Source organism: Tolypothrix bouteillei VB521301 (genome assembly GCF_000760695.4).
GTDB classification, from domain to species: Bacteria; Cyanobacteriota; Cyanobacteriia; order Cyanobacteriales; family Nostocaceae; genus Scytonema; species Scytonema bouteillei_A.
In genome coordinates, this window is sequence record NZ_JHEG04000001.1 from 9421083 (window position 1) to 9440629 (window position 19547).

A 19547-nucleotide genomic window follows, 5' to 3' on the forward strand; every position below is an offset into this window, starting at 1 on the left:
AAAATGGTTACACTAAATGTACTACAGTCCCAACCATCCGCAAATCTGAAAGTAACGATTCTACTAGAAAATCTTGCCTCCGGATATTTTGCTGCTTCTGTATTTGAGTTGCCCGACTGTCGAGTAGAAGCACCAAACAGAGAAGAAGCTATTACCCAAATTAAAGCTGCATTTTTAGAACGGCTTAAGCATATTGAAACAATCTCATGGGATGTCCCAGTTCAGGCTTCAGAACCAGCTTGGATGAAATTTGCGGGTGTTTTCAAAGACGATTCAGATTTTGAGGAAATTATGCAGACCATTCGAGCCGAGCGAAATAGTAATGATGAATCTGAAGTTGACCCTTCTTATTATTTGTAAAGGGAGTTTTAGTGTCTCTACATATTTTGGATACTGACCATGTTTCATTAATTTTGTACAATCATCCCTTAGTTATCGCCAACGCGGCTCAACATCAAATTGCAGTTACGGTGATTACGGTTCAAGAACTTTTCAATGGGTGGATCGGCAGAATTAATGACCCGTCACTAGTAAATAATTTGCCAGATCTCTACACAAAACTTTGGACAACCGTAAAATATCTTCAGACGGTTGAGATGCTAAATTTCACCCCAGAAGCTGACACTTGCCTCAAGCAATTGCTAAAAGATAAGCCACCTCTGCGAAAAAATCGCCTGCAAAAAGATATGCGAATTGCAGCAATTGCGTTATCGCTCAATGCTACAGTTGTCACGTGCAACCAACGAGACTATGAGCAAGTACCCGGCCTCGCAATTACAGATTGGACACATTAAATTGTAAGTCCATACCATGTTTGGTAGGAGCATCCCAATTTGGAAAAAACCTGGGAACAGTGGGAGCTAATTTCTGTAAGTTCTTTGATTTTGAATCAAAATCAAAGAACTTACAGTAAGAACGTAGAGCAATAAGAAAAGAGCCAAATCTCTGCTCCTCACAACCGAGGAGGAGTTAAAATCAGGGCGCTACTACACCAATCTACTTCTAATTTCCTCAGCCAAATTTTCCAACGAAACTTCTATTTGCTCTCGTGTTTTCAAATCCTTGAGAGCCGCTTTTTGTGCTGCTGCTTCCTCAGAACCAATAATGACACAAAATTGAATTCCCTGTTTTTCAGCTTGTTGGAATTGTTTGCCCAAAGGTCGTTGCTCAAAGTTTGTAACAACATTAATTCCAGCTTTACGTAACTTTTGAGATACATTGAGATATACAGGCATCAAATCCTCTTGCAAGTTTACCACGATCGCCTGAGTGGGAGTTGGCGTCAGTGGGTTCAGAATACCGGCTTTTAACAAACGACTAATTAAGCGAGTTAAACCAATGGAAATGCCTACACCGGGCATTTTTTCACCTAAAAATACACCCACTAATTCTTCATACCTACCACCGGAACAAATGCTTCCTAAAGCTTCATGTCCAACTAAACTTGTTTCGTAAACAGTCCCTGTATAGTAATCAAGACCGCGAGCAATAGATAAATCGATACAGAAACGATTTTCTCCAACACCTAAATTGCGAACGCCAGAAATAACTGTTTCTAATTCCGTAACTCCCAAGTTAAATATCTCAGCTTCTGATGCCGATTGCGCTAAGTATTTAAGTTTATCTAAGATTTCGTCAGCCGTTCCCTTAATATTAATAAAATCAATAATTTTTTGCGCTTGCTCTACTAAAACTCCTTCTTTTTCCAACTCCTGCTTAACCTTCGCCTCACCAACTTTTTCTAAAGTATCAATAATACCGATACAAGATTTAATTTTCTCAGCTTCTACACCTACCGATTTAAAGAACCCCGTAAGTACCTTACGATTATTAATACGTATGAGAAAATCTCCAATGTTAATCGCTTCAAATATCTCAGCAATAATAGCAGGCATTTGAGCATCGTAAAACAAGCTGAGTTCGCGACGCCCTACAACATCAATATCACATTGTCTAAACTGACGGAAACGTCCATCTTTTGCCCTCTCTCCTCGAAAAACAATATCCATTTGGTAACGGGCAAAAGGAAAAGTTAAATTATTAAGGTTACGGGCAATATATGCTGCTAAAGGAACCGTTTGGTCGAATTTTAAAGCTCGTGCTTCCGAACCCGTTTCTCCTGCTTTATCCTTTTCTGCTTGCCGATTGGGTGGCAAGATAGGATTAATACTGTAGATTATATTATCACCTTGATTGCCTTTTGCTTGTAAAACTTCCAAACGTTCTACAGCCGGAGTTTCTATAGGTGTAAATCCATAACTTTCATAAACTTTCCGGATTGTATCAAGTAAGTATACTTCCAAACGTTTCTCACCGGGAAGAAATTCTGGAAAACCACTGGGAGTCGAAAAGTTAATTTTTTCAGATTTTGCCATACAAATATTTTGGTCGAGACTCAAGAATCTATATTAAACAATTATTAAAGATAATACCAAAGGCGAGTAATATAGCAGCCCTAAATGATTTACAAACACCTCTTCCGGGAGCGTCCCAAAGAGCGCAATTGCCCTCAGAATAGAATTCTAGGGCTACACAAACGCTCGTCCCTTCGGGTTCACCAGTCGCCAGGGCGTGGGAAACCCGCCTGCAGCCCTGAACTCACCACCTACGTAGACTTCTTATTAAGTCCGCGCAGGCGGACTTTGTTTGTATAGGCGTGATTTCAATCACAAGCATATTTTTTACAAATTGGGATGCTCCCCCTCTTCCTTGTCTCCCTTGTCTGTCTTGTTTAGATCTCAAATAGGATTGCTATATCTTTAATGAATACTTGTACTGAGTTTTTAGTTCCACTTTAACGAGATGGCAAAACTGGGAGCTAATTTAAGAGCTAATTATTTAACAAGTCATTAAACGGGTATGGTAGAACTTAGCAAATTGTATAACTTCTTGCCCGCTTATATTAGAACCAAGTTTTGCTTGTTTCAACGCAAACGTTCTTCTTGAATTAAAGTTCGTTGGAAGAGTTGATGATCTTTAAACCAGTGCCAAGTCCGGGAACGATAGTTATTGCAGGGGCTGAGATTAATCATTTCATATAAATACATACCCGGTGCAGTTTTATAAGAAAACCACAAAATAATTGTTGCATTGTCAATTTCCCAAGCTTTTCCATCAATACGTTCTGTATTAAACCATAATGCTTTGTCTCGATAAGTGCCTGGAAACTGATGCTCTTCTTGTTTACCATTAGCCCACTTATAACGATTAATTTGATAGTAGGAATAAGCATCATCGTCAGGAAACTGGCACGTCAAATGAGACTCATGCTTATCTATGATTTTTCCTTCTACGTCAACTACTGTATACGTACCCAGCCAATCTCCTTCATGACGTACCAGAACAGGCATTTCTTCTCGAATCAGTGACATGACAAAACTCCTTCTATTATTGATTTTGGATTGTTGTACTCATAACTAACAACTAACCACGAACCACTAATTCTATTTATTATCAAACCACCAAGGGTCACTCCCAGAGTTAGTTTTCACTAAAAAAGCTTTTTTTCGCATAAAACGTGTCAGTCCTGTTTTTCCCATACGCGATCCGCCTAAACCAGAAAACTTAAAAGAATTTTTTTCGCCCTCATGCACCAAAGCAGTTAGAGAAGCATCATTAATACTAATACCACCTGCATCTATTTGACGGGCAACTTCTATCGCTTCTGCATCCGATCCTGCAAAAACTGCTGCACTTAATCCGTATATAGAATCATTAGCCAAAGTTATTGCTTCTTCAACTGTGGAAAAAGACATTACGGGCATAATGGGACCAAATGTTTCTTCAGTCATAACTTTCATAGTATGGTTAACTTGAGTCAGAACTGTAGGACGACACCACCATCCTCCTCCATGGGTCTCAATTTCACCACCACAATGCACAACAGCACCCAGTTCTGCTGCATCTAACAAATGGTCGCTCACGATCGCCGCTTGTCTTTCTGCAATTATAGGACCGATTTCCCCGCTCTCTGCTGTGGGATAAGCTAATTTAAGACGTTGCGCTTTGTCTACAAGTTGTTTAACAAATGGTTCCATTATAGATTCAGCAACATAAATTCGCTCGATAGATTGACAGGACTGTCCGGTATTCACAACCGAACCCCATAAAATAGCTGATGTTGCCAAATCTAAATCGGCTGATTCTAAAACGATTGCGGGGTCTTTCCCTCCCAATTCCAGAAAAGCCGGTATAAAGTATTTAGCCGCAGTTTCAGCAACTTTTCTCCCCGTTTCTACACCTCCGGTAAAACAAACCAAATCTACATTCTCTATCAGAGCAGATCCCGTTTCTGCTGCTCCCTCTACAAAATTTAATACATCTCTTAGCTTTGGAACGTTATTGAGTGCAGCTAATAGAGGTGCGACAAACCGAGGTGCTATTTCACTAGGTTTAACAATAACAGCACAACCAGCTAACAAGGCGGGAATAGTATCAATTGTTGAAAGCAAAAGGGGAAAATTCCACGGGCTAATGACACCTACTAAAGGATAGGGAACTGCTGTTTGTTTCAATTCAATAAAAGGAATAGCTGTATTTTTTTGCGATTCTTGGAGCAATTCTGGAGCTACTTTACACCAGCGATCGATACTAGAAACGAATGAATCAATTTCCATAACTGATATCGATACCCTTCCGGTATCATTCACCAAAGCTTCCGTCAGCTTCTCCCGCCCAGATGAGATCACTTGCTTCCACTGCTGAAGGGCTTCGACTCTACCTTCTATACCAAGTTGTTGCCAACTTTTTTGCGATCGCCGCAAGCGACTGCATTGCTGTGCGAGAAGCTTTGCGGGTGGAGGTATAATCACGTAATCAAACTTTCCAGTCCGAGGATTGCGGACATCTATTGCTTTAGACATAATTAATTTTGCTAATTGCTAATAGCTAATGGCTAATTGCTAATAGCTAATGGCTAATTGTTAATTGTTCATGGTGAGACCAGAGAAAGCAGGCGGGTTTCCCGCCTGTAGGGTTAGACTCACCATTAGTCATTAGTCATTAGCCCTCCCTTGTTCGCCAGTTGCCAGAGTGCGGGAAACCCGCCTACAGCACTGGTCTCACCGTTAGCCATCAGCCATTACCCATTAGCCATTAGCATACCCCTATATAACTCCCAATTTTGCTAACCTTTCTATAGTTTCTTGCTGAGTTTGGATAAAATGTTTGCGGTCTACTTGTTTATCCAACATAGTATTTGCTGGGTAGAAGTGAGATTGAGAATAACTTTGTGCGTAGAGTTCCAAACGCTGTCGGGAAAGTAAATTATTTAACCCCGGTCGGCGACGATAGCGACGTAAAGCTGCTAGATCGATCTCTGCAAATGCTGCCATGCTTTCCCCTGAAGCAGTTTCCGCTAAAACCAATCCCCTATAGTCAAGAATTTTTGAGCCACCGTCAGTAGAAGCGCTGGGAATAGCAGTGTTAGCAATACCTGCACTATTTGCGGAAACTACATATGCCATATTCTCTACTGCGCGGCAGATTTTTGCTGCTTCTTTGGGTGTACGTTCTTTGCCATAAACTTCTGAAGTTGAATGCAGAAAAATTTCTGCCCCCCGCATTGTCAGACATCGCGCCACTTCTGGATATAAAATCTCTTCTGAAGCAAGCGCAGCCAAATTACCAATTGCTGTTTTCGCAACGGGAAAAACACCTTCTAGTCCGTAGCAGTCGAGATACTTATCCCAAACATCATGGGGAGTTGGAGCAAACATGGAATTTAGCCGCCGATAGCGCAAGATAACTGTTCCAGAGGGGTCGATGACAAAGCAAGTTTGAAAGTAAAGCCCTGGAAAGTTTGGGTCAACCTCGTAAGCGTTACCTGCTAGAAAAATTTTATACTGCTGTGCAATTTTACCAAGCGCTTCATATTCTGCACCCGCCATTTCAAGACATGCTTTTTCTTTCCAAACAGCTAGTGATTCTCCCATGGGAAAACCTGTAAGGAAATATTCTGGTAGAACAATCAAACGACAGTCACTACCAATAAACGCAATACTAGCAGCAATTTGTTTTGCCAGACGGTTGATAGTGTCTTGCATCAACAAGCCTACTTCTTGACGGTCAGTTAGCTGGTTAATAGCATGACAAGTCACTTGCAGTGCTAAGGCTCGAAATGATTCTATGGTTTCGCGATCGGCTACCATACTCTGCTTTGTCTGTATTTTTACTCATTTTACGTTGTCAGTGGTGGTAAGCGATCGCTTGCTACTTCATTATTTTTATGTTCCAAAAGTTAGATATAGTCATGCTATCAAAGTTGTATGATGAGAAATTAGCATAATTATTTGTTCTTTATGCTTAATCTTTCTCAGCCATAAATTATTGTTTTTAATTAAGAAAACTTGTATAGAAATTATTGGAATAGAGCACTTTATTTAAATTTACATAAGAATCTAACTTTGATTTTAGAAATATTAAGTCGGATGGGCATTGCAGGTCTGACTGCAAGTTTTTCAAAAATCCTTCAAAACTCCTAAATTGATTTAAAAACTTTCAACCTCAGTTATTGTCTGCTTGAAAAGCAAGAATAAGAGATTATGAATTCTAGAAAAAGAGATAATTCTGGCAAAAATCCTATTTTCCATCAATCCCAGCAAGCTAGCAAAACCAATTCAAGTGTAGCTCATAAAACTACGCAACCTGAAAGGATATCTTATAGTGTTGCTCACGCAATTCCCGGACGCATTCGTTTTCGCATTCCTCGGCTAGTGAAGGATTCTACCTATGCCAAGAAACTGCAGCAGGTTATGGAATTTGACTCGAAAATTAAGAAAGTACGTGTTAACCCTGCTGCAGCATCGATTGTTATCGATTATTCGAGAGAGATGGTAAGAGATGAGGAAATGCGATCGCATCTAATTCATCTGATACAAACGGCTCCTAATATAGCGATCCCAGTCGGAGTCACAGCTAAATCAATTGTGGGAACTATTTTTGATGCTGCTATCCACCTCATCGACACAACACGTAATATTAACCAAGCACGCAATGCTATTAAGTACCAAAGATTTAGAAAAGATACTTGGGAGCGGGTTCTTTCCACCACAAGAAATATCATCAAAAGGCTAAAATCTGCTACCATGTTAATCCTGCCTAACAAACGATGGCAACGGCGCAGCCAGTCCGATGAGATAGGTGGTTTGCAGCCTTTAAAATTGCAAACTGTTGGGGAGGGTGACTTAGTTTAGCCTTTGATGAAGTAGAAAAATGGGAATTCCTCATTTCAACAAACTCCCCGAGCAAAATCCTTTAGTTCAAGCACTACACACTGCTGTCAAAGGAAGAGCAAGGTATAAAGTTAATGGGCTTTACCGTTCGGAAGCTTTTAAAAGGTACCTTGAACTTAGATTGTTAAATGAAAAAGGCATTCAGCAAGTGAGCGCCAATCACTATACAGGAAATGTTCTTGTTCTTTTTCCTTCCAATCGCAGCCCAAAGTCCATTGCATCACTTATCCAAAATATAGTCTTTGATTACAGACAACAGATTGAAAAATCATTCATCAAAACGGAAGCAGAAAAAAAACAAGACGTTGCAAGGAAAGCGATATTAGCAGAAACACCCTTGCAGCAACCAATAGACAAAGCGGGAAGACAACTTATTTTGCTATCGGGAACGGCAGTTAGTACTCTAATTGTAAGTACTTTTTTGCTGCACCGATTTGGTCTTGACGAAAGTATTTTGCTGGCAATTCAAAGATTGCATACGCCACTTCTCGATCGCATTATGATTGGGATAACTTCTCTTGGTGGCTCAGTCGGTTTGCCATGGATTTGTTTGGCATTTGCAACTAGCCCGATCTATAACAACCGTCGTTCAGAAGCGACAACTTTTGGTATAGCTACAGTTGGTGCGATCGGCTTAAATTATTTGTTGAAAGAACGCTTTGGTAGAGCACGTCCAGCATTGTGGGACTGGATTGTAAATGTGGGTCATTACAGCTTTCCTAGCGGACATGCAATGATGTCGATGGTGATTTATGGCTTTATTGCCTATACTTTAGCAAAACAATTTCCTCACCACAGAAAGCAAATTTTTGCCTTGACCATTCTCTTAATTGCGGCGATTGGGTTTAGTAGACTTTATTTAGGTGTACATTGGCCTACTGATGTTGCAGCTGGTTATGCTGTCGGTTTGCTATGGTTAATTGCCTGTATCTTTGGCTTTAATCTGTTGCGAAAATACCGCTTATTACAACAGCTTCAAAAAGATGAAAATATACCGATTGAAGGTCTCCCCAATCTGCAATTTCCTCTTAGAGAAAATTCAGCTATAGCAGTCATAGATGAAATATAAAAATAAGAGTGAAAATTGCTAATAACTAATACCTAATTGCTTTTTGACCATTAGCTATTAACCATTAGCTATTAGCAATCCAAATTATTTTCGGGTGCAACAGGAGCAAGCATATCAATTGCCTTGTTTTTCTGATGCTTATAAAGCTTTATCCCATTCTAGTTGATGTGCTAAACCATACTTAATAAAATCTTCTTCTTTAGCTTTATCACTTTTACCAAATACACCCAAACTATAAGGGTTGTCTTGCATTCTTTGTGTAACGAGTTCTTTTTCAAATCCTATTGCTTCTTCTCTAGGCTGCTCCGGTTTAAAAAAGTCTATAACTAAGACTGTTCTGTCATAATTGGTGTAATTATGCGGACAGTGTGGAAAGCTATGGTCTAAAACCATAACTTCGCCTTCATACCAGTAAAGTTGCTCGTGACATATTTTCATCGCCACATCCCCTTCTGGTACGATCAATCCCAAATAACCGCGATTCATATGTGGGTTATAGTTCACGTGCAATTTGATATCTAAACCGGGATGAAATGTACCAAAATATACGTTTCTAATAATATCATCACTGCTAATTTCTATGATATTCGTTAAATTTGGGAAATATTTCTCTCTTAAAGCAAGTGCTTTTTCTGATGCTTCATACGAATTATAATCTGGATATTGTATTTGATGCAATTTAATATATTCTTCAATAAAGATGCCTTGAAATAAAATCCCAAATGCGCTGTATTTGGAATTTCCCTTAGTTTTAATTGTTTTATTTTTTGGTCCCAGAACTTCGTAAGTAAATTTTAACTCTTCATCAGAGGCATCGCGATTAAAACGTGTAAATTCATCTCGGATCGCTCGCCAATTATCTTGAAAACTGTTGAGAAAAGGAAATTGCTTTGGATCTAGATGGTACTCATTAAAACTTTCCATTGTTTTTCCTCCTAAAATAATTGTATTAAAAAACATTACGCAATGTTGAAATTCAGTCTGTGCCCTAGAAGGATGCTAAAATTCCTAAATAAACTGGGGTATTCATTTCATCCACGTAGAAGTTGCACATTTTTCATGAGGACTGTTATTGGTTAGTTACTCAGCATTTCACCATTAACCAGTAACCACTAACTACTAACAGCCTTCACGCCAAATATGTAAATTCAATGCGTAACAACTATTTTAACGTGAGGTCTACTGTGTCTGAGGTTCCCGTATTAGATCTAATTATTAAAAATGTGCGGGTAGTGCTTCCCCATCAGGAGGGTGTTGAATTGCTAGATTTGGGTATTAAGGATGGGAAATTTGCCCAAATTGCTCCTCATATTAGCCCAGATACAAGCAAAGAAGTATTTGATGCTCAAAATTTGCTGGGCTTTCCTGGGGTTGTGGATGCTCACATGCATATAGGGATCTATCAACCTCTGGACCGAGATGCTCTGACTGAAACTAAAGCAGCCGCTATGGGAGGAGTGACTACCAGCCTGAATTACATTCGTACAGGGCAGTATTATCTCAATAAGGGCGGTTCCTATAAAGATTTTTTTCCAGAAGTGCTGGGACTTTCGCAGGGAAATTTTTTTGTTGATTACGGCTATCATATTGCCCCAATTAGCGCTCAACATATTGATGAGATGCAGATGCTATTTGAGGAGTATGGAATTGGCTCGTTCAAAATCTTTATGTTTTACGGGGGCTATGGTTTGCACGGTCTTTCTGACCAACAAAATCTTTTCCTGATGATTAACAAAGAGGAAAGGTACGACTTAGCTCACTTTGAATTTATTATGCGCGGTCTGAGCAAGCTGAGGGAAAGCCACCCAGAAGCAAGCGATCGCATTAGCCTGAGTCTTCATTGTGAAGTCGCTGATATCCTCAACGCCTACACTAAAATTGTCCAACAGGATACCACGCTTACGGGTTTAAAAGCATACAGCGCTGCTCGTCCGCCCCATTCTGAAGGGTTAGCCATCTGCATTGCTTCCTACTTGGCACACGAAACCAATTGTTTCAATATAAATCTATTACATCTCAGTTCTCGCAAAGCAGTGGAAGCTGCTTTAATGATGCAAACAGTCTTTCCTCACATCAATTTCCGACGGGAAGTCACTGTTGGACACCTTTTGTTAGATATAGATACACCTACAGGCAAATGGGCTAAGGTTAACCCTCCAATCCGTTCCCGTGCAGACGTAGAATACTTGTGGCATGCTGTACTCAATCGCCAAATAGATTGGATTGTCAGCGATCACGCTTGTTGTTCCGCCGAACAAAAAGTTAATCTGAAAGACCCAAATAACATTTGGCTAGCCAAATCCGGATTTGGTGGTACGGAGTACCTCCTTTCTGGTGTTTTTAGCGAAGGTAGCAAGCGCGGTATGTCCTACAATCACATGGCAGAGTTACTCAGCTCCAATCCCGCCCAAAGGTTTGGTTTGCGTTCAAAAGGTAACATTGCCATTGGTTATGATGCTGATTTAGCACTGCTAGACCCTAATGAGACTTTTGTTGTGCGTGCGACAGAATCAGAGTCACAGCAAGGCTATACCCCCTTTGAAGGATTGGAGTTAACGGGACGGGTGAAAACAACTTTTTTACGTGGAAACAAAATTTGCGATCGCGGACAAGTCATTGGTGCGCCCATAGGACGTTTTTGTAGTGGTTCTTAGCGGGCTTTCCCGAAACCTCCTCCTCCTGGGGTTTCTATAACAAAAACATCTCCAGGTTGCATCTCTACTGTTGCAGTACTGTCCAAATTCTCTTCAGTTCCATCCTGACGCTGTATCCAGTTACGTCCTACCTGTCCCGCTTCACCGCCATTTAATCCAAAAGGAGGAACAAGCCGATGGTTGGAGAGAATATTAGCTGTCATGGGTTCTAAAAACCGAATGCGGCGGGTAACTCCATCACCACCGGAATGTTTTCCTTTTCCACCGCTATTGGAACGAAGAGTAAAGCTTTCTACTTGTACGGGATAGCGAGATTCTAACACTTCTGGGTCTGTCAAGCGAGAGTTAGTCATGTGGGAATGAACGCCGTCAGTTCCATCGAAATCAATTCCCGCACCAGAACCACCGCAGATGGTTTCATAATATTGATAGCGATCGCTCCCGAAAGTCAAGTTATTCATTGTGCCTTGAGAAGCAGCCATCACACCCAAAGCCCCATACAAAGCATCGACAATGGTTTGAGAAGTCTCGACATTACCAGCTACGACAGCGGCTGGGTAAGTTGGGTTAAGCATACAGCCTTTGGGAATGATAATTTCGAGTGGGTTAAGACACCCAGCATTCAGGGGAATATTATCATCCACCAGAGTTCGGAAGACGTATAAGACTGCTGCTTGAGTTACGGCTTTAGGAGCATTAAAGTTACTCTGAAGTTGTTGAGAAGTGCCAGTAAAATCAATAGTAGCACTGCGATTTTGTCGGTGAATTGTTATTTTCACTTGAATCCGTGCTTTGTTATCCATTTCATAGATAAAAGAGCCATCTTGAAGAACATCAATAGCTCTTCTCACTGCTTCTTCAGCATTATCTTGCACAAATTTCATGTAAGTTTGAACTGTTTCAAGCCCGTATTGTGATACCATTTTATGAAGTTCTTGAACTCCTCTTTCATTAGCAGCAATTTGTGCTTTAAAATCAGCTAAATTTTGTTCGAGATTGCGGGCGGGGTAAGAATGATTTAAGAGTACATTACGGACTTCAGTTTCCCGAAAATTGCCTTGTTCAACTAAGAGAAAATTATCAAAAAGAATGCCTTCTTCTTCTACTGTAATGCTGTGAGAAGGCATGGAACCGGGAGCAATCCCGCCAATATCGGCTTGGTGTCCGCGAGAAGCAACGTAGAAAAGGGGAGTATAAAATGTATCTAAAAACACGGGGGTAATTGCAGTCACGTCAGGAAGATGGGTTCCCCCGTTATAGGGATTGTTCGATAGATAGACGTTTCCCGGTTTTATTGTGTCGCCTTTATCGTGAATTAAACTGCGGACGCTTTCGCTCATCGAGCCTAAGTGTACGGGAATGTGGGGAGCGTTAGCGACTAAGGAGCCGGTTTGGTCGAAAATAGCACAGGAGAAATCTAGCCTCTCTTTGATGTTTACCGATGCTGCTGTGTTTTGCAGGACAATTCCCATTTGTTCGGCGTTAAATTGAAAGAGGTTTTTGAAGATTTCTAAGCGGACGGGGTCGGGTTGAGATATTGCGTGCATTTTGGTTTTCGTTTTATTATCACGACGCTCATCGACGTTCTAAAATGAGATGATTGCATTCTGTTAATCTGGCTTCCCAGTTCGGTTCAACGACAATTGTGCTAATTTGCTCTACAACGATCGCAGGTCCAATAATGCAATCGCCTGGTTCTAAATGTTCCCTCCTATAAACAGGGGTATCATGCCATTGTTGTGCGGCAAACATTTGGACTGTTTCAACAGATGAAGGTGCTTGTTCTGTGGAACGAGTACGCACGAGTAAGGGTTCTTCGAGAGTCTCCATCTTTAAGATAACTTCGACTGAGGCAGATTCAACAATTAAGTTTTTTTCTAATTGAATGAAACCATATCGAGATTTGTGTTCTCCCTCAAATTCTTGTCGCATCACTGCTACATTATCAGCAAAATTGACTGTCAAGGTAGAATTTGTCCCTTCATATTTTAAATGAACTTTCTGAATGATTTCTTCTTCATTATTAGTTTCATTGGATATGAGTTCTCTGCTAGCTTGGGTTTCTAAAGACTTCATTAACTCTACTAGTTTGGGGATTAACGCTTGAGTCAGGGGTTCTTCTACTGCACCTTCTCGAATCGCCCGCACATCTGCCAATCCCATGCCATAAGCTGAGAGAACTCCAGCATAAGGGTGAAGAAATATTTTTTTCATCCCTAAAGTATTGGCAATTAAACAAGCAACTTGTCCTCCTGCACCCCCAAAACAACAAAGAACGTATTGGGTGACATCATAACCCCGTTGCAAGCTAATCTTTTTAATTGCGTTTGCCATATTCTCTACAGCAATAGTGATAAATCCATCAGCGACTTGTTCGGGAGTGGAGGGATTTCCCGCAGTCGCTGCAATCTCTTGGGCTAATTTTGTAAATTTCTGAATGACAATATCTTTATCTAGGGGCAAATTGCCATCAAGTCCAAACACAGAGGGAAAATATTGCGGGTGAATTTTCCCTAACATGACATTAGCATCAGTCACTGCTAAGGGTCCGCCACGTCGGTAACAAGCAGGTCCGGGATTTGACCGGGCTGATTCAGGTCCGACACGGTAACTCGAACCATCAAAAGATAGAATTGAACCGCCCCCAGCAGCAATGGTATTAATTGCTAACACGGGGACTCGCATCCGCGCTCCAGCAATTTCTGAATCTAGTTGTCGTTCGTATTCTCCTTTAAAGTGAGCAACATCCGTACTTGTCCCTCCCATATCAAAGGTAATGACTAACTCAAAACCAGCCCTCTTGCTCGTTTGAACTGCGCCAACAATACCTCCAGCCGGACCGCTCAAAATACTATCTTTTCCCTGAAATTGTTGGGCTGCAACTAAACCCCCGTCAGATTTCATAAACATTAATCTGACTCCGAGTAACTGACTGGCTACTTGGTTAATATAGCGCTTAAGAATAGGAGTTAAATAAGCATCGACAACTGTTGTATCTCCTCGACTCACCAATTTCATCAAAGGGCTAACTTGATGAGATACAGAAATTTGCGTAAATCCAAGAGCTTGGGCTAGTTGTGCAACTTGTTGTTCGTGATTGGGATAGCGATAGCTATGCATAAAAACAATGGCACAGCTGCGAATTCCCGTATCGTAAGCTGCTTGCAAGTCACGTTTGACTTGTTCGATATTGACGGGAGTTAGTTCATTTCCGCTAGCATCATACCGTTCGTCAACCTCTAACACCCTTTCATAAAGCATGGTAGGTAAAATAATATGGCGGGCAAAGATGTTAGGACGGTTTTGGTAACCAATTCGCAGGGCATCTTTAAATCCCTTAGTAATAACAAGCACTACGCGATCGCCATTCCTTTCTAGGAGTGCATTTGTTGCTACTGTTGTCCCCATTTTTACCACTTCTATGGCATCGCTAGGAATGGGATCTTTGCTGGAAAGACCTATAATGTCCCGAATACCTTGAATCACTGCATCTTGATATTGTTCGGGATTTTCTGAAAGTAATTTGTATACGATCGCCCACTGTCCTTTGGAAAGAGGGGCGATGAGAAAACGTTCGGCATTGCTTGAGAGTCGGTCTGCGATCGCGCGATCGTTTGTAACAGCAACAATATCAGTAAATGTACCGCCGCGATCGGCGAAAACTTTTAACATCACTCCATTTCCTTAATGCCCTTAAGGTTAATATAGCAATCAATCCTATTTGAGATCCGAACAAGGGAGACAAGGAAGAGGTGTTTGTAACTCCTATACAGAATGCTGTATGCAAATTGTCCCAAACGCAAAAAGCGCCCTCCTTTTAGGAGAGCGCCTTTTATCTAGTATTGTCTCTTTGTAGTAAACCTTCTACAACTAACCGTTGATAGCAGGAGCGCTGATTGCAACAGGAGCAACTTCAGTTGCAGCCAAGTCGAGAGGGAAGTTGTGAGCGTTGCGCTCGTGCATCACTTCCATACCGAGGTTAGCGCGGTTGAGGATGTCTGCCCAGGTGCCGATGGCGCGACCTTGAGAGTCAATCACGGATTGGTTGAAGTTGAAGCCGTTGAGGTTGAACGCCATGGTGCTGATGCCAAGTGCGGTGAACCAGATGCCTACCACTGGCCATGCTGCCAAGAAGAAGTGCAAACTGCGGCTGTTGTTGAATGATGCGTATTGGAAGATAAGCCTTCCGAAGTAGCCGTGTGCTGCGACGATGTTGTAGGTTTCTTCTTCTTGTCCGAACTTGTAACCGTAGTTCTGTGATTCGGTTTCGGTTGTTTCACGTACCAAGGAAGAAGTTACCAAGGAACCGTGCATTGCACTGAATAAGGAGCCACCGAATACACCTGCTACACCCAACTGGTGGAAGGGGTGCATGAGGATGTTGTGCTCTGCTTGGAACACCAACATGAAGTTGAAGGTTCCAGAGATTCCTAAAGGCATACCGTCAGAGAAGGAACCTTGACCGATGGGGTAGATCAAGAACACTGCGGTAGCTGCTGCTACAGGTGCGCTGAACGCTACGCAGATCCAAGGACGCATACCCAAGCGGTAGGACAATTCCCACTCACGACCCAAGTAGCAGAATACGCCAATCAGGAAGTGGAAAATCACCAACTGGTATGGACCACCGTTGTACAACCACTCATCTAAAGAAGCGGCTTCCCAGATGGGGTAGAAGTGAAGACCGATGGCGTTGGAAGAAGGAACAACTGCACCGGAGATGATGTTGTTACCGTAGAGCAAAGAACCTGCAACGGGTTCGCGGATACCATCGATGTCTACAGGGGGAGCAGCGATGAAGGCGATGATGAAGCAGATGGCTGCGGAGAGCAGTGTAGGGATCATCAGTACGCCGAACCAGCCGACATAAAGGCGGTTTTCGGTGGAGGTGATCCAGTTACAGAACTGCTCCCATACGTTGGCGCTGCGAGCGCGTTGTAAGGTTGCTGTCATGGTTTTATAATTGCGGTTGTTTTGTATGAATTATGGGGCTTTCTTTGTGCCCTCATCTTTAAATTACAACTGTTTACTTAACTTTACAATAGACTGACAGTGAGTAAAAGTGATTTAAGATATTAGCCTAAGTTATGAATCGCAAGCCAGCTCGCAAAAAGCAAATGCTCCCATATCAAGGGAGCATTTTGATTAATCAAACAAAAAAATCAAACAAAAAGTCGTTAACGCCTAAATGCTGTAATTGATTCCAACGAATTTCTCAAAGCAGAATTGAACCAGCTCCTAAAGTTGCGTTCTCCAACAATTTTCTCATAAATTGCCTCATACCCATCAACCATTTGGGTAACGCTAAATTTACTCTCCACGTGTTCTCGGCATTTCTGGCGATCGAGTTCCAATGCTTTTGGTATCATCGCCGCCATCTCTTCATAGCTTTGGCAAACAAAACCCGTCTCTCCATGAGCAATGACTTCGGATACAGAACCCATATTCATCGCAATAACAGGTGTACCTGTTGCCATAGATTCAGCCATCACCAACCCAAAAGGTTCGCACCAGGTGATGGGGAACAAAGTCACCGCCGCATTTCCCAAAAGTTCAGATTTTTGTTCGTGATTGACCTCACCCAAAAATTCGATTTGCTTACCATCAATGTGGGGAGCAATTTCTTCTTCAAAAAACTTCTTGTCTACAACATCCACTTTTCCAGCCATCTTCAAATGCCACCCTGTTTGCTTGGCAATATTAATGGCGTGTTGCGGTCCTTTTTCTGGCGAGAAGCGCCCTAAAAATGCCAGATAGGATGGTTCTTGGGGTTTGGCAAAAAATGGAAACGCAGAGACGTTAATACCGTTGTAAACTGTGCCAACGTAATTTATGTTTAACAAACGTTGGGCGTCACTGATACTGATATATGGTTGCGTGTGGTAACGCCTAAAGACTTTGCTGTTATCACGAGTAAAGATACCGTGAAGGGTATGTACTGTTGGCGTTGAAACCGTACTCGCCCAAGGTAATGACCAAACTCCTATATGGGAATGGATAATATCGAATTCAGTAGCCCGTTCGTAAGCTTGGCTGGCGTGCAAGATATCATACATTACGGGTTCTTTAATGCTTTTATCCAAGCGTAATGCATGGGGACTACCCGCTTCCAAACGAGCTAGGGTTGTAGAATCGCCTGAAGCAAACAACGTGACATCGTGACCTCTACGTACCAACTCATCAGTCAAACGACTCACAACTAGCTCGGTGCCTCCATAGGTGGTAGGCGGAACTTGTTCCCACAAGGGGGCAATTTGTGCGATTTTCATAATATGTATGGTTCACCAGTTATAAACCCTTTATTTTGGGTTGTTTTCAGATAATGGTAGAGAATTCTCTATCAACATCTGCACTCAACTGTCACCTGGCTTGTAGTTACCTACGCAGCTTTAGTGAATCGAACCGAAAAACTCATCTCCAATGAGTGTTGTACATTTACTACACTCTATAGTAAGGCTGGATTAAGATGAAGGAATCTATCTTAAGGATGCTTTTTTGTAAAGTTTTGTTGACAAAGTCGCTATTTGGAATGCATTCGCGAGCACGATCTGTACTCGTTGGGCGAGTAGACGTGGTTGACCTCTTGGGCAAGCAAAGCTTCTACTGCTGATGCTTCTTGTGGCTTAGAAAAGAAGTACCCCTGTCCGTATTTGCATTTGAGTGATCTCAGTTTTTCGCGTTGCTCCAAAGTTTCTATCCCTTCTGCTATGACATCCATGCCTAAATTATGAGCTAGTGTGACGATCGCCAGCACAATTTCTGAGTTCTCGCTCCTATTAACAAAGGAGCGGTCAATTTTTAAAACACTCAGTGGAAATTGGTGCAGATAACTCAGAGATGAATAGCCAGTCCCAAAGTCATCTATGTGTAATTCAATCCCTAATTCTTTCAGTTGCCATAGCATTTTAGTTGCCATAGCAGTGTTTTCCATCATTATGCTTTCGGTGATCTCCACCTTTAAACTTCGTGGATCTAAGCGAGTTGACTGTAAAGTTTCGTAGATCCGCTCATTGAGATTTGGTTGTGAAAATTGTTTGCTAGAAAGATTGACGTTGATTGTCAAACCTCTGTCTTGAAATTGGTGCTGCCACAAGTACATCTGGCGGCATGCTTCTCGAAGTACCCAATAATCAATAGGTACTATCAGCCCAGTTTCTTCTGCTACTGAAATAAACTCCGATGGCAACACCAGACCGCGCTTGGGATGTTGCCAGCGCAAGAGAGCCTCAAACCCAATAATCTTGTTGGTTGACAGCGAAACAATTGGTTGGTAGTAAATCCGAAATTCTTGACGCTCAACAGCACGTCGCAGGTCTGTTTCTAACTGCAACAGCTTTTTACTTTCAGTATACATGGCTCGGTCAAATATCTTGTAACGCGCCTTCCCCAAAGCTTTAGCGCGATACATTGCAATATCGGCGTCGCGCAAAAGATTCTCCGGTCGCTCGTATCCTAAGGTACTGAACGTAATGCCAATACTTAAAGTGGTAAACACTTCGTATCCCTGAATATAGAAAGGCAGTATCAGCGCTTGTTGGAGCCGCTCGGCAAGTTGCACGGCATCGTTGATAGACTTTATTTCCTCTGTTAGGATGGCAAACTCATCGCCTCCAAGACGTGCTAATAAATCTCCAGACCGCAAACACTTTTGAAGTCGATCTGCGATCGCAATTAGCAATCGATCCCCAATCGTATGCCCCAGACTATCGTTAACCACCTTGAAGCGATCTACATCTAGAAAAAGAACGGCAAACAAATCCTCACCCGTGCAAGCACGTTTGAGTTTCTGTCCCAACCGTTCCATGAATAAAGTTCGATTCGGTAGCCCTGTCAAAGAGTCATGAAAAGCAAGATGGAGCAATTGTTTTTCTACCCGTTGACGCTCGACAACTTCAGCTTCTAATTGGGCATTCTTCACCAGCAATTCTTTGGTCTGTCGCCGATTGAGCAATAGAGCAGCCGCAGTAAAGTCTGCTAAACTTGTCATCACGCGAACATCTTCTAAGTCAAAATGTTGCTGCTCGTCATGAGACACAATCCAGATAGTGCCGAGAGCATGACCCTCGGCAATAAGCGGTAATACCAATCCTTCGACGAAGGGAGTATTTGTGGCTTGGAAATAAGTAAAATACCGTTCGGGGTAGGAATAAAGCTGAGGTCCACCGCGATCGAGACAGGTACCACAAGGGCTAAAGTTGCGGGGCGTAGTACCGCCGACGTACTGTTGCAGGGTTCCAGCTAATACATCCCAGCGAAAGACTTCCTCACCACTGGGCGTTACGTCAAGCAAGCTGACTCCTGCTGTCCCTGCATGACATAAGGCGATCGCTATTTCAACCAGGCTTTTAAGCATCGTTTCTGGCTGGTTCACCATCTGTCGCGCTAACGTATGCATTGCCTGATTTTCTGAGAGCAAGTTTGGAGGACGAGGCAATCGTCGAGATAACTCCACCGTAATCACAACATTGTCTAAAGTCACTGTTTCTTCTGGAGGTCGTTGCATCGTTTTCAATTAAAGTTGTTTAAGAGAAAATACTGATAACTGCTATCATTGGTTTTTTTGATATATTTCAGTAATTTCAATTGATTTGT

Annotated in this window: 15 protein-coding genes; 5 read left to right on the forward strand and 10 right to left on the reverse strand. The window is 42.0% G+C overall.

Features of this window, described 5'->3' with window-relative positions:
- Positions 1-3 precede the first annotated feature (3 nt).
- Positions 4-360, forward strand: a complete 357-nt coding sequence (locus HC643_RS38545) for a hypothetical protein (RefSeq protein ID WP_038088454.1) — start codon at positions 4-6, stop codon at positions 358-360.
- A gap of 11 nt (positions 361-371) precedes the next feature.
- Positions 372-794, forward strand: coding sequence for a type II toxin-antitoxin system VapC family toxin (locus tag HC643_RS38550; RefSeq protein WP_038088456.1), 423 nt, complete (start codon positions 372-374; stop codon positions 792-794).
- A 192-nt stretch (positions 795-986) separates the two neighbouring features.
- On the opposite strand, the gene hisS is transcribed toward HC643_RS38550, so the two are convergent.
- From hisS to HC643_RS38570, 4 genes are all read right to left on the reverse strand, one after another.
- Positions 987-2375, reverse strand: coding sequence for a histidine--tRNA ligase (hisS, locus tag HC643_RS38555; protein WP_038088459.1), 1389 nt, complete (start codon positions 2373-2375; stop codon positions 987-989).
- A 549-nt stretch (positions 2376-2924) separates the two neighbouring features.
- Positions 2925-3371, reverse strand: coding sequence for a DUF3598 family protein (locus tag HC643_RS38560; RefSeq protein ID WP_038088463.1), 447 nt, complete (start codon positions 3369-3371; stop codon positions 2925-2927).
- Between the two features lie 72 nt (positions 3372-3443).
- Complete coding sequence (locus HC643_RS38565; RefSeq protein WP_038088466.1) at positions 3444-4862, reverse strand: aldehyde dehydrogenase family protein; 1419 nt, start codon at positions 4860-4862, stop codon at positions 3444-3446.
- Between the two features lie 243 nt (positions 4863-5105).
- Positions 5106-6149 carry a nitrilase-related carbon-nitrogen hydrolase gene (locus HC643_RS38570; protein WP_038088469.1) on the reverse strand — a complete coding sequence of 348 codons (1044 nt, stop codon included), beginning with the start codon at positions 6147-6149 and terminating at the stop codon, positions 5106-5108.
- A 393-nt stretch (positions 6150-6542) separates the two neighbouring features.
- Between HC643_RS38570 and HC643_RS38575 the strand changes: the two genes are divergently transcribed.
- Both HC643_RS38575 and HC643_RS38580 read left to right on the forward strand, forming a co-directional pair.
- Positions 6543-7193 carry an HMA2 domain-containing protein gene (locus HC643_RS38575; RefSeq protein ID WP_038088472.1) on the forward strand — a complete coding sequence of 217 codons (651 nt, stop codon included), beginning with the start codon at positions 6543-6545 and terminating at the stop codon, positions 7191-7193.
- Positions 7194-7212: 19 nt separating this feature from the next.
- Entirely contained in the window at positions 7213-8301 is a 1089-nt protein-coding gene (locus HC643_RS38580; protein WP_038088474.1) for a phosphatase PAP2 family protein, read from the forward strand.
- Positions 8302-8439: 138 nt separating this feature from the next.
- On the opposite strand, the gene HC643_RS38585 is transcribed toward HC643_RS38580, so the two are convergent.
- Positions 8440-9225 (reverse strand): aspartyl/asparaginyl beta-hydroxylase domain-containing protein, encoded by a 786-nt coding sequence (locus tag HC643_RS38585; protein WP_038088581.1) that lies wholly within the window; start codon positions 9223-9225, stop codon positions 8440-8442.
- A 260-nt stretch (positions 9226-9485) separates the two neighbouring features.
- Between HC643_RS38585 and HC643_RS38590 the strand changes: the two genes are divergently transcribed.
- Positions 9486-10955: an amidohydrolase family protein gene (locus HC643_RS38590; RefSeq protein WP_038088584.1), complete on the forward strand. Its 1470-nt coding sequence runs from the start codon at positions 9486-9488 to the stop codon at positions 10953-10955.
- Here HC643_RS38590 and HC643_RS38595 read toward each other — a convergent pair.
- From HC643_RS38595 to HC643_RS38615, 5 genes are all read right to left on the reverse strand, one after another.
- Entirely contained in the window at positions 10952-12502 is a 1551-nt protein-coding gene (locus HC643_RS38595; RefSeq protein WP_038088477.1) for a hydantoinase B/oxoprolinase family protein, read from the reverse strand. The genes HC643_RS38590 and HC643_RS38595 overlap by 4 nt on opposite strands.
- 28 nt (positions 12503-12530) lie before the next feature.
- Positions 12531-14627: a hydantoinase/oxoprolinase family protein gene (locus tag HC643_RS38600; RefSeq protein WP_038088480.1), complete on the reverse strand. Its 2097-nt coding sequence runs from the start codon at positions 14625-14627 to the stop codon at positions 12531-12533.
- A gap of 198 nt (positions 14628-14825) precedes the next feature.
- A complete protein-coding gene (gene psbA, locus HC643_RS38605) occupies positions 14826-15908 on the reverse strand; it encodes a photosystem II q(b) protein (RefSeq protein WP_038088482.1) in 1083 nt (360 codons plus the stop codon).
- Between the two features lie 224 nt (positions 15909-16132).
- Positions 16133-17224 carry a glycosyltransferase family 4 protein gene (locus tag HC643_RS38610; RefSeq protein WP_038088485.1) on the reverse strand — a complete coding sequence of 364 codons (1092 nt, stop codon included), beginning with the start codon at positions 17222-17224 and terminating at the stop codon, positions 16133-16135.
- Between the two features lie 251 nt (positions 17225-17475).
- Positions 17476-19458 carry a bifunctional diguanylate cyclase/phosphodiesterase gene (locus HC643_RS38615; RefSeq protein ID WP_050045452.1) on the reverse strand — a complete coding sequence of 661 codons (1983 nt, stop codon included), beginning with the start codon at positions 19456-19458 and terminating at the stop codon, positions 17476-17478.
- Between the last annotated feature and the right edge of the window lie 89 nt (positions 19459-19547).